The sequence below is a fragment of the Nannocystis bainbridge genome (genome assembly GCF_028368995.1).
In the GTDB taxonomy this organism is placed as follows: Bacteria; Myxococcota_A; Polyangia; order Nannocystales; family Nannocystaceae; genus Nannocystis; species Nannocystis bainbridge.
This window is the reverse complement of record NZ_JAQNDL010000003.1, coordinates 2,427,289-2,439,100: the sequence shown is the minus strand read 5'-3', so window position 1 is coordinate 2,439,100 and position 11,812 is coordinate 2,427,289. Positions and strand designations below refer to the sequence as shown.

At 72.4% G+C, this 11,812-nt stretch carries 9 protein-coding genes; 6 read left to right on the top strand and 3 right to left on the bottom strand.

All coding sequences use genetic code 11. The annotated features are described in order from the left end of the window. Nucleotides 1-75: 75 nt before the first annotated feature. Entirely contained in the window at nucleotides 76-276 is a 201-nt protein-coding gene (locus tag POL25_RS34930; RefSeq protein ID WP_272090645.1) for a hypothetical protein, read from the bottom strand. Nucleotides 277-437: 161 nt separating this feature from the next. Further along, nucleotides 438-968: a hypothetical protein gene (locus tag POL25_RS34925; protein ID WP_272090644.1), complete on the bottom strand. Its 531-nt coding sequence runs from the start codon at nucleotides 966-968 to the stop codon at nucleotides 438-440. A 149-nt stretch (nucleotides 969-1,117) separates the two neighbouring features. Between POL25_RS34925 and POL25_RS34920 the strand changes: the two genes are divergently transcribed. The 6 genes from POL25_RS34920 to POL25_RS34895 all read left to right on the top strand — a co-directional run bounded on the left by POL25_RS34920 (nucleotide 1,118) and on the right by POL25_RS34895 (nucleotide 11,449). After that, nucleotides 1,118-1,978: an XdhC family protein gene (locus POL25_RS34920; RefSeq protein WP_272090643.1), complete on the top strand. Its 861-nt coding sequence runs from the start codon at nucleotides 1,118-1,120 to the stop codon at nucleotides 1,976-1,978. 13 nt (nucleotides 1,979-1,991) lie between these two features. After that, nucleotides 1,992-3,830, top strand: coding sequence for a hypothetical protein (locus POL25_RS34915; protein WP_272090642.1), 1,839 nt, complete (start codon nucleotides 1,992-1,994; stop codon nucleotides 3,828-3,830). Between the two features lie 253 nt (nucleotides 3,831-4,083). After that, nucleotides 4,084-4,668 (top strand): nucleotidyltransferase family protein, encoded by a 585-nt coding sequence (locus tag POL25_RS34910; protein WP_272090641.1) that lies wholly within the window; start codon nucleotides 4,084-4,086, stop codon nucleotides 4,666-4,668. A gap of 64 nt (nucleotides 4,669-4,732) precedes the next feature. Further along, nucleotides 4,733-5,554: an enoyl-CoA hydratase/isomerase family protein gene (locus tag POL25_RS34905; protein ID WP_272090640.1), complete on the top strand. Its 822-nt coding sequence runs from the start codon at nucleotides 4,733-4,735 to the stop codon at nucleotides 5,552-5,554. Nucleotides 5,555-5,712: 158 nt separating this feature from the next. Further along, complete coding sequence (locus tag POL25_RS34900; protein WP_272090639.1) at nucleotides 5,713-9,279, top strand: serine/threonine-protein kinase; 3,567 nt, start codon at nucleotides 5,713-5,715, stop codon at nucleotides 9,277-9,279. 214 nt (nucleotides 9,280-9,493) lie between these two features. Then, nucleotides 9,494-11,449, top strand: a complete 1,956-nt coding sequence (locus tag POL25_RS34895; RefSeq protein ID WP_272090638.1) for a serine/threonine-protein kinase — start codon at nucleotides 9,494-9,496, stop codon at nucleotides 11,447-11,449. Here the strand turns inward: POL25_RS34895 and POL25_RS34890 are convergent. Further along, nucleotides 11,406-11,687 (bottom strand): helix-turn-helix transcriptional regulator, encoded by a 282-nt coding sequence (locus POL25_RS34890; RefSeq protein ID WP_373372125.1) that lies wholly within the window; start codon nucleotides 11,685-11,687, stop codon nucleotides 11,406-11,408. The two genes, POL25_RS34895 and POL25_RS34890, sit on opposite strands and share 44 nt — an antisense overlap. Between the last annotated feature and the right edge of the window lie 125 nt (nucleotides 11,688-11,812).

Sequence of the window (11,812 nt, the reverse complement as noted above, 5' to 3'; positions counted from 1 at the left end):
AACATGGGCCAGACCGGCGAAGTGCCAGTCTGGCCCATGGAATTGCAAGCTGAGATCTCCCGAGGGAGATCGGGCTTACGGGGTGGGGGCAGCAGCCGCGTCGCCACCCTCGGCCGGGGTGCCCTCGGCCGGGGTCTCGGCCGGCGTCTCGGCGGGGGTCTCCGCCGGGGCGTCGGTCTTGACCTCGTCCGGGTTGGCGGTGTCGGTCTTGCTCTTGTTGCAGCCGAAGCTCGCAACCGAGATGGCGGCGAACATGATCGCGATGGTCTTCTTCATGAGTTCTCCTGGCTTCCCCTCGCGGGGCGAGTGCACGGCCCCTTGCGAGGGGCAGTCGTCGTGGACGGTGCTTTAGCCAGGTACCGCAAAACTTCGCCAATTACCAGAATCTTGAAGGCTGTTCGCGCAACGCGCGCAAAACCGCCGCCAGACGCCTGAATTCACGGGCCTGCGGCCAGTTCTTCGTCGTGCTCGATCTCGTCGAGCACGCGTGCGACGGCCGTCAGCGCGTCCCGCAATTCGACGAGGAGGGCGGAGAAACGCGCGTCGGCAGCGACCTCGCCGCCGAGATCTTCCCGCAGCTCTTCCCACCGGCGATACGCGTCAGCCAGCAGGCGTTGGGCGTGACCGCCGTCGAAGCCGTCGTCGGCGACCTGCGCATACAACCCTGCGACGCGATCGGCCCGTCGTCGCGAAACCCCGCGCCAGCGCTCGTAGGCCCGCTGTGGATCGCTCGTACGCAGCCACCGTCGGGCCGCGCGCTCGATCTCCGCCAGGTTGCCGCGCAGCGCCTTCACCACCTCGCGATACGCCGGGAGATGGGCGCGCACGTAGCTGCGGGCGACTCGCTCGCGGGCCTCGGCGCGCTCCGCCTCGAGCGTCGCGCCGTCCTGGAAGCCGGCCTTGCGGCGGGTCTCGGCCAGCTCGTCCGGCGTCATCGACAGCGGGGAGGCGGCGATCGTCGGGCGCACGGGAGGCGGCTCCGCCCGCGGCGCCGCCTCCGGCTCACCGCACGCTCCGAACACCAGCGCGACCGCTGCGACCCTGCGCATCTCTCGTCCGGCCAACCTTGTAAAATTGCCCGGCGCCCCGAACAAGCCCCGGGCTACACTTCGCGGCGGTGCTCCCGGTCGCCCGTGCCGTCGTCGACGTCCTGTCTGGGAGGACGGGTGGGCCCGCGGCCCTGGCGACGGTCATCGGCCGCTCGGGTTCGGCCCCGCAGGTCGTGGGGGCCCGTCTGCTCCTGCGCGAGGACGGGGTCCAGGTCGGCACGGTCGGCGGCGGGGCGATCGAGGAGCAGGTGCTGGGCGCCTGCCGCGGCTGCCTGCGCGACGGCAGCCCGCGGGTCGTCAAGGCGCACCTGGTCCGCGACCTCGGCATGTGTTGCGGCGGCGCCATGGAGGTGTTCGTGGAGTATCTCGCCCCCGAAGCGCGGCTCGTCCTCGTCGGCGCCGGCCACGTGGCCCAGGCGGTGGCCCCGGTGGCCGCCGGGGTCGGCTTTCGCGTCGTCGTCGTCGACGACCGCGAGGAGCTGCTGGACCACCCCGCGTTCGCCGGCGCCGAGCGGCACGCCCGCGACGTCGACGAGCTCGAGCGCGCCGTGCCCGACCTCGGCGAGCGCGACTACGTCGTCATCCTCACCCGCGACCACGCGCGCGACGAGCGGGCGCTGGCCGCTCTGGTCCGCCGCCCCCACCGCTACCTCGGCATGATCGGCAGCGTCCGCAAAGTCCACGCGATCGTCGCTCGCGTCCTGCGCCGCGAGCAGGAGCTGGGCCGCGGCGCCCCCGACCTGTCGCGCGTGCGGGCGCCGGTGGGAATTGCGCTGGGCGGTCGCACCCCGGCCGAGATCGCCGTCAGCATCGTCGCCGAGCTGCTGGCGGACCGTCACGGTGGCACCGGCTTGCCGATGAACGTGGTCCCCCAGGCGGTCGCCAGGATCGGCGGACCGCGCGAAGGCGACGCGCGCGACGACCGCTGATACACTGCGCGCGATGTTCACCGCCCGCGTCGCGCTCGGGACGATCGCCATGGTCGTCGCTCCTGCCACACTTGGCTGCGCCAAGAAGACTCCGCCGCCCGCCGTCGTTGTGGTCGACGAACCGCAGGAGGACGGCGCCGGCGCGGGCGACGGGCAGAGCGGGCGGCCCGCGCGCAAGCCTCCGCCGGGCAAGCCGGTCAAGCTGCGCGCCAGCCTCCACGGCGCCGGCGACCTGATGGCCCTCGTCAAGCAGACCACCACCGCCTGGACCCCCAAGCAGCCGATCGATCCGGCCGCGCAGATCCAGGCGATGTTGCTGCAGATGGGCTTCGGGCCCGGTCTGTGGGCCAACCTCGATCTGGCCGGCCCGTTCGCCGTCGACGCCACCTTCCACGTCCAGGACCCCAGCAACGACCTCAAGCTGGCCGGCACCCTCGCGGCCGTCAGCGCCAAGGGCGTCATGGACGGCATGCCCTCGGCGCAGCGGCCGCAGCCGCTCGGCAACGGCCTGTGGGAGCTGGTCCAGGGCGAGCTGCGGGTGCTGCTGCGCGAGCAGCCCAAGGCCCTCGAGTTCGCGCTGTCGAACGCCGACCTCGAGCGCGCCGCCGGGCTCGCCGGCGAGGCCGGGCAGGGTCGGCGGCTGCGCCTGCGCGGCACCGACTTGCCGCCCGGCATGCTCGAGACCGGCGCCCTCAACAGCTTGCCGGCCGGCCTGCGCAGGCAGGTGCAGGCGGTCCTGCGCGAGGCCACCGCCGGCTCGCTCGAGCTCGACGCTGGCACCGACCGCGACCTCGCGCTGCAGCTCGCCGCCGAGGCCCCGTTCTCGCGCCTCGGCCTGTCGCCGCTGGGCCCGGCGCGGACCGCCCCGACCGCCCTCGAGGCCGTCCTCCCGGCCGGCCCCGCCCTCGTCGTGGCCATGCCCTGGGGCACCCCCGAGGCCCTCCACGGCGCCCTCGACAAGGGCGTCCCGCTGAGCCAGATCCCCGCCCCCTTCGACGTCGTCGCCAAGGACGCCGTCGCCGCCGCCCACGCTGTGCTCGACCAGGTCCAGAGCGACGTCGTGTTCGCGCTCTACCTCTCGCCCAAGGGCGAGGCCACCGCCGTGCTGGCCGCCAACGTCAAGGACGAGGCCGGCGCGCGGGCGGCCATCCGCGGCATCGAGCAGGCGCTGGTCAAGGGCTTCGCCGCGTTCGACAGCCTCACCGGCGACGACAAGTCGGCCAAGATCGGCTTCACCCTCAAGACCGACGGCGCCAAGGCCGGCCCGGTCAAGGGCGACCTGCTGACGATCCCTGTCCCGAAGAACATGGCCAAAGAGGCAGCCGATCTCGAGCCGTTCCTGGTCGCCAAGAAGAAGCTCGAGGCCGCCTCGTTCGTGACCGGCAACCTCGCCGTGTTCACCATCGGCGCCGGCGCCACCAAGGTCGCCGGCGACATCGGCGCCGAGCTCAAGGGCCGCAAGACCTCGCTCGGCGGCGACGCCGGCCTGCGCCTGGCCCGGACCGCCAGCCAGGGCTGCCACTTCTGCGTCAGCGTCGACCCGGTCGCGCTGCTGCGGCTGTCGGTGCTGAGCAGCGCCGAGTCGCGGGCCGACAAGGCCCGGCTGAAGAAGATCGAGACCGGCGCGGCCGCCTTCGCCCGCATCGGCGGGGCCGTCGGCATCGGCGTCAAGCTCGACCCCAACCTCGGCAGCCTGGCCGTCGGCGTGCCCAAGGCGGTCCTCGTGCCGTCGCCGGCCGACGCCGCCCAGCTCGGCGAGCTGTTCGGCGACAAGGCCGAGCCGGCGCGCCCGAACGACAAGCCGCTGTCGAACAAGTCGCGCGAGCCCTCGCCGGCGCTCCCGCCGGCCTGAGCGGACCGGTGGCAGACACGCCGACGCTGCTGCCCTTTCGAGCATGTCCGCGAGGACATGTGCGAGAGGGCATGTTCGTTCGGACATGTCCCTTCGCGCTAGTTCATGACACCGCGGAGCGCCGCTCGCGAGCCGCGCGATGCTCGCGCGAGAGAGGGGACGACCGCGCTTCACAGACGCGCTGCACCCGTCTGGCGCGACCATCGCAATTTTCGCCCCCCGTGGCCGCGCACCGCTGCTTCGGAGGCCGCCCGTGACCGCGCTCGGCGCGATCGTCCTCGCGGCCGGCGCCGGCGAGCGCATGGGCCAGCCCAAGGCGCTGCTCGAGTGGCGCGGGCGGGCCTTCGTGCGCCACGCCGTGGCCCAGGCCGAGGCGGCCGACGCCAGCCCGATCGTCGTCGTCGAGGGCGCGGTCGTCATCCCCGCCGAGGACCTCGGGTCCGCGATCAAGGTGACCAATCCGACATGGCCGCAAGGACAGATGGACAGCCTGCGCCGCGGCCTGCAGGAGCTCGAGATGCTGGCCCCCGGCTGCGCCGCGCTGGTGCTGACGGTCGACCGCCCGCACGTGCGGCCCGAGACCGTCGCGGCGCTGGCGGCGGCCTTCCGCGCGGCGCCCACGCAGGTCTGGCAGCCGAGCCACGGCGGTCGCCGCGGCCATCCGCTGGTGTGGCCGGCGGCGCTGGTGCCCGAGCTGCTGGCGCTGGGGCCGGACGCCAGCCCGCGCGACCTGCTGGGACGTCCGGCGGTCAGCGGCATGCGCAGCGCGCTGGCGGTCGACGATCCCGCCGTGCTCGACAACCTCGACCGGCCCGCCGATCTCGCACGGCTACCGTGAGCCGGGGTGGGTCCCATTACCCGCTGGCACTCGCCGGGCGGCCCTCGTATGGTCTCCGGCGCACATGTTCGAGCGCATCGACGCCCTGCATCCGCACTACGACCCCGAGCTCCGGCTCCTCACGCTGACCCTCGATCACGGCAAGGCCAACGAGGTCGGCACCGGCATCCTCGACGCCTTCGAGGCGCTGTGCGACCTGCTCGAGCACGGCGAGGTCGCCTGCCTGTGCACCACCAGCCGGCGCACCAGCAAGTCGGGCGCGCCGATCTTCGTCGCCGGCGCCGACGTCACCGAACGCGTCGGCTGGCCCGACGAGCGCGTCAAGGCCCACGTCCGCCGCCAGCGCTCGATCCTCCTGCGCCTGCGCCACGCCCCGCTGTTCACCGTCGCCCTGAGCCACGGCGTCACGCTCGGCTGGGGCCTCGAGTTCTTGCTCACCGCCGACTACTGCCTGGCGACGCCGACGGGCCGCTTCGCGCTGCCGGAGACGGGCCTCGGCATCATCCCCGGCGCGCGCGGTACGGCGGAGCTGGCGCTCGCGGTCGGCCCGGCGCACGCGCTCCGGCTCGGCTGCACGGGCGAGGAGATCAGCGCCGACGAGGCGCTGCGGATCGGTCTTTGCCACGAAATCGTCCCGGACATCGACGCAGGTCTCGCCCGCGTGCGCACCTTCGCCGAACTCCTGCGACGACGCTCCCCGACCGCTGTCGCGGTGTACAAGCGTGGCCTGTTGGGGGCGATCGGGCAGGCCGAAGCAGAGCGCCTCTGCATCGAGGCCGCCGCGTACGAACGCTGTATCGACGCCGGTGAGGCCGCGATCGGACGCGCTTCGTTCAGCGCAATTCGCGCGGGCGAAGTGCCACCGTGGGGTCCCCGCCGGTCTTGAGCGACGGTGCCCCAAAAACCCGTCGGCCTGCGAATATTTCAATTTGATACGTCACTGGGACGTTGCTGTGGAATACTCGTCCCTCGCGTTCGGCCGTTGCGGGGGGCGGCACGGTCCGTTGTCCGCGCACCCGAGCGCCGCCCGTCCCTCTCCGCGCCATGAACCAGTCCGACGCGCAGCCATCGAAGCCCACGGCGGACGGGGCGGAGCCGCCGATGCCGGACAAGATCGCCGGGCGCTATCAGGTCCGCGGGCTGCTGGGGCGCGGCGGTTTCGGCGCCGTCTACGAGGCCTACGACGAGCTTGAAGAGCGCCCGGTGGCGCTCAAGCTGATCCGCCGCGACGCCAGCCTCGACGCCCCCGGCTCGCGCTCCAGCGAGGTCGTGCCGGCCAGCTCGGTGCAACAGCCGGCCACCGCGGCCGCCGCGAGCTCGAGCGCGCGCCTGCACGACGGCGCCCGCCGGCCGCCGATCACCCGCAGCTTCGGCGCCACCCAGGGCGCGGTCAGCGACGACATCGCCGAGTTCAAGGCCGAGTTCCGCCTGCTGACCCAGCTCCACCACCCCAACCTCGCGGCCGTCTACGACTTCGGCCGCTGCGAGGACGGCGGGGTGTACTTCACGCAGGAGCTGCTGGCCGGCGTGTCGCTGCAGGAGTGCCTGCGCACCGCCCCGCGCGAGACGATCGTCGAGCTGTTCGTCCAGCTGGCGCGCGCGCTCGACTACATCCACGCCGTCGGGTTCGTGCACGGCGACATCAAGCCGAGCAACGTCATCGTCTGCCCGCCCGACGTCGACGGCGGTCAGCCGCAGGCCAAGCTGATCGACTTCGGCCTCGCGCGCCTGTTCCGGCACCACCGCAAGCTCAAGGACCTCGCGCTCGACCAGCTCGACGACAGCGAGGAGCTGATCAAGGTCCGCGGCACCCCCGGCTTCAGCGCGCCGGAGAAGGTCCGCGGCGAGGTCATCGACAGCCGCGCCGACATCTACTCGCTGGCCGCGACGATCTACACGGCGGTCCGCGGCGTGCGGCCGTTCCCCTCGCGCACCTTCAAAGAGGCGCTGCGCAACGCGATCGACTGGCGCCCCGAGCTGGCCGGCGCGCTGCTGCAGCAGTGCGGCCCGGTGGTGGCCGAGCTGGTCGGCCGCATGCTCTCGCCCGACCCGGAGCTGCGGCCGCAGAGCGCCCGCAGCATCGTGCTCGAGCTGCTGCGGCGCGAGTCGAGCCACATCCGCGACCGCCAGAAGTCGGCCCAGGACCGCCGCGAGTTCGCGCGCGTCCTCGTCGAGCTGCTGCCGTTCGTCGACCGCGCCGACTACCTCGACATCCTGCTGCTGCGCGCCCACGACGTGTTGCGCCCCGACACCGCGCGCAACAAGAGCGTCAGCCGGGTGATCCGCACCGTGATCGTCGAGGCGCCGGAGGGCATGGGCAAGACCCGCCTGCTGAGCGAGCTGCGGCGGGAGATCCAGCTCGGCGACGGGCTGTTCGTCGAGGGCTCGTGCTGGACCGGCGACGGCGAGGGCCTCGGCCCGTTCGCGCCGGTCGTGCTGCAGCTGGCGACCGCGCTCGGCGAGCGCAGCGAGGCCGTCCGCAAGTACCCCGAGCTCATCCGCGCCGCCCGCGACCGCAGCCACGAGTCGTCGGCGGCCGCCCAGCTGACCGAGTTTTTGGTCCGCTGCGCCAGCGAGCACCCCTTCGTGCTCTACCTCAGCGACCTGGCCCGAGGGACAGAGACGACCCGGGCCCTGGTCGAGCAGCTCACCCGCGCGATCGACCACAACGAGGCCCGCGCGCTGCTCTGCATCACCACCGAGCCGCACCCCAAGTTCCGCCCGCAGCTGGTCGCGCTGAGCCGCGAGCAGCTGGTCGAGCTGTGGAACCTGCGCCCGTTCACGCAGAAGGAGATGCTGGAGGTCCTCAAGGGCATCCTCGGCGACGCGCCGGCGCTGCGCGAGCTCGTCACCATGCTCGACAAGCTCACCGGCGGCCACCCGCTGAGCTTCCGCGAGACCCTGCGCGTGCTGATCGAGGAGTCGATCCTCGTCCGCGACAACGACACCTGGGTCCTGCGCTCCGCCTCGGCCGCCGCCGAGCAGCTGCACAAGACCCTGGCCCAGCGCAGCGAGGCCCGCCTCGACGCGCTCGGCGTGTCGGCCTGGGAGGTCGCCAGCATCCTCTACCTGATCGAGGCGCCGATCGACGAGGAGCGCCTGGCCCACCTCACCGACCTGCGGCGCGAACGGTTCCGCCGCACGCTCGAGCGGCTCGAGGGCGAGAGCCTCATCCTGCGCAGCGCCATCACCGGCGCCTCGCAGGTCGTGCTGGCCCACGCGAGCGTGCGCGAGGCGGTCCGGATCCGCTACGAGGACTCGCTGTCCGAGACCCGCCTCGAGCTGGCCGAGCGGATCGCCGAGCAGGCCACCGTCGACCCGCAGTTCGTGTTCCTGCGCGCCCGCCTGCTCGACGCCGCCGCCGACGGGCTCGAGTACCTCAGCGAGCTCGAGAAGGCCGCCGAGGACCTGTTCGCCGGCGGCCAGCCGAACCTCGCCGCCCAGGTGCTCGAGCGGGTCATCATCCGCCTCCGCAAGTTCGGCCGCGTCCAGGGCCTGCCGCGCCTGCTGCGGGCCCAGCTCAACCTGGTCGAGCGGGCCCCGGGCGCGCTCAACGACCCGCGCCGCGAGGCCGCGCAGCACGAGGCCGGCATCCTCGTCGCCGAGCTGCTCGGCGACCATCGGGCCCAGGCGGTGTTCTGGCTCGGCCTCGTCGACCGCTACACCCTCGACGGCGGCTCCGACGCCGAGATGGCGCTCGGGCGCCTGCAGAACGCCGCGATCGCGGCCAAGCAGGCGCGCGACCGCATCCTCGAGCTGCGCATCGCCAACCGCCGCGCCGAGATCTTGCTCGGCGCCGGCGAGATCGACGGCGCGGTCCGCTGCTCCAAAGAGGCGATGGAGATCCTCGACCTCCCCGACGCGCAGGATCACTACGTCTGTCACGTCGTCGGCACGCGCCTGCGCTGCCTCTCGCTCGCCGGACAATTGGCCGAGGCCCGCCGCCTGCACGACGAGGCCAAGCTGCTCGCCGAGCGCGTGTCGGTGCTGCAGCGCCAGGCCTATATCTCCGGCATCGCCTACCTCGCGGTGCTCGGCAACGAACCCGAAAGGGCGATTCCGGAGACCCGTGCCGCCCTGGAGCAATTGCGCGCTGCAGGGGTCACGCGCATGCTCATCAACCCGCTCCACAACCTCGGCGACCTGCTCCTCCGCAGCGGTGACCTCGAGGGCGCGTCCGAGAGCTTCCGCGAGGCCCTGCGCTTCGCCGGCCTGCACGGCTTTGCCTACCACCTGCACCTCAACCGCGGCTTCCTCGGCTACACGCTCGCGCGCATGGGCGAGGTCGAGGAGGGCGCCGCGATGCTCGCCGAGGCGCGGCGAGGCATCCAGACCATCCAGAACGAGCAGTTCGCCCACCATCAGCTGCGCCTCCTCGACGCCGAAGTCGCGCACATGCTCGGGCAGAGCCCGAGAGCGCGCCGCGAGCTCGAGGAGATGCTGGCGGACTTCCACTCGACCAATGAGCTCAGCCTCGCGCAGTGGGCTCAGGAGGCGCTCAGCCGCATCGAGCGCGACCGCGGCACGAGCTTCATCGAGACCCCCGACGAGGACGACTCGCAGACCGTCTCCCCCGACCAGGACACGGTGCGGACCAAGCCCCTGCGCTGACGCCGGCGGCGCGCGCTGCCCCGTGACCTCCCGGGCCCGCGGATTTCCGCCTCCCGGCCGGGCCCGCAGATTTCCGCTTCCCGGCCGGGCCTGCAGATTTCCGCTTCCCGGCCCTCCGGGCCTGCATTAATGTCCGTGTTGCCTCGAGCCCTCGAGGCCGCCTCATGACCCCCACCCTTAGACTACGCGGCGACTTTCGAGTCCAGGCGCCGACATGACCGCTGCGGCTGGCATCGCTCGCGACCTCGCGTCGCTGGTCGGCACCGTCCTCGACGGCACCTACCGGCTCGACCAGCTGATCGGTGAGGGAGGCATGGGCGCGGTGTTCCGCGGCCGCCACGTCATCATGATGCGGGACGTCGCGATCAAGATCCTGCACCCGGACTTCAACCGCGACCCCGAGCTGGTGCGGCGGTTCGACCGCGAGGCCCAGAGCGCGGCCCGCCTCGACCACCCCAACTGCATCCACGTGTCGGCCTACGGCACCACCGAGGACGGCATGCGCTACCTCGTGATGCAGCTGCTCGAGGGCGTCGAGCTGGCCGACCTGCTGACCGAGCCGACGGCGCCGAAGCGGGTCGTGGAGTGGTCGATCCAGATCTTGCGAGGCCTCGAGCACGCCCACGGCCAGGGCGTGATCCACCGCGACCTCAAGCCGCAGAACGTGTTCCTCACCCGCGACAAGCACGGCGCGCCGCTGCTCAAGCTGGTCGACTTCGGCATCGCCAAGCTGGTCGGCAGCGACGCCGGCGACCCGCTCACGCGCGCCGGTATGGTGTTCGGCACCCCGCAGTACATGAGCCCCGAGCAGGCGCTCGGCCTCGAGATCGACCCACGCGCCGACCTCTACGCCGTCGGTATCCTGATGTTCCAGATGTTGACGGGCCGGCTGCCCTTCAACCACGAGGACGCGATCGCGCTGATCCGCATGCAGGTCAGCACCGAGACGCCGCAGCTCCCCGACAACGTGCCGCAGGAGCTGGCGGCGATCGTCTACCGCCTGCTGGCCAAGCAGCGCGAGCAGCGGTTCCCCGACGCCCGCACCGTGCGCGCCGCGCTCGAGCGCTACCGCAGCAACATGTCGCACAAGGGCCGCGGCGACACCTCCGACCCGCTGCTCGACATCGGCGCCGTGGCCGGCACCGACACCGCCAGCCGCCCGCTGCCCGAGGCCCTGCGCCCGCGCCAGATCGACTTCGTCGAGTCGGTGCTGCAGACCGACCGCTGGTCCCGCCGCACGCGGTTCAAGGCGCTGATCGCCGGCTGCATCGTGCTCGCGGTCGCCTCGGCCGGGCTGCTCTACTGGCTGTTCTCGGGCGACGGCCCCGCCGCGCCCGCCGGCCCCGACGCGCCCGCGGCCACCGCCGGCGAGGCCGGGCCGGGCACCGACGCGCCCAAGGCGGGTACCGCAGGGGATGTCCCTTCGGCCATGTCGCAAACGACAGGTCCGTCCGAGCTCGAGCTCGCGACGCTCGACGACCTGATCAAGCAGGGCAAGCTCGACGAGGCGCAGACCCAGATCGACGCCCTGCTCGAGCGTCACCCTGGCCACTCGCAGCTGGTGTGGCGCGACGCCCGGCAGCTGGCCAAGCGGGCGACCATGCACGAGGCGGCGGTGCGGCGTTACGGCGAGGTGCTGAAGAAATCGCCCGACCTCGAGCGCGACCTCGGCTTCATCGACGAGGTCGACGTCCTGCTGCGCAAGCGGCCGTTCACCGACGCCGCGATCGCGCTGGCGGTCGACCTCGGCGCCGCCGGCGTGCCGATCCTCGTCCACTACATCAACGACGCCAAGCCGTGGGCCACCTGGGCCCAGCGCCGGCTGATCCGCGACGCCCTCCCGGCCGACGCCGCGGCCCAGGTCGACCTCGCGCTCAACCGCCGCCGCGACCTCGAGCAGTACGGCGAGGCGCCCGACCCGTGCGCCGCCGCCGTGCCGGTCCTGCAGGCGATCCAGGCCGAGCCGCTGGCCGACTACGTCCCGGCGCTCAAGGCGGCCCTGCCGCCGACCGTGGCCGCCGGCGCCCCGGCGAACCCGGCTTGCGACCAGGCCGCCGCGCTGCTGGCCACCGTCCGCACCGAGTACGCCGGCCGCTTCCCCGAGGCCTTCGCCCCGGCCAAGGCGGTCAAGAAGAAGCCGGTGAAGAAGAAGAAGAAGCGCGGGAAATGACCTCGGGCACGATGAGCCCGATCAGGTCGCTCACTTGCCGGTGCGCCTCGATGCGGTGACGCAGCGGCAGGTCCTTGTGCACGACGTACAAGTTGCGACGTCCGCTTCGCTGACGGGTGATGTACCCTGACTCCTCGAGCTCGGTGACGATCCGCTGCACCGCTCGCTCGGTGATGCCGACGGCCTCTGCGACGTCGCGCAGACGGATCTCCGGGTCCTGCGCCACGCAGAAGAGCACGTGCGCGTGATTGGTCAGAAACGTCCACTCCGAGGGCCTATCGGGCACAATTAGTCTCCGGTATTGAATATGAAGAAATCATCACCTTTGGTCAACTCGCTCGTCCGCCCTTAGCCCGCTTTGCC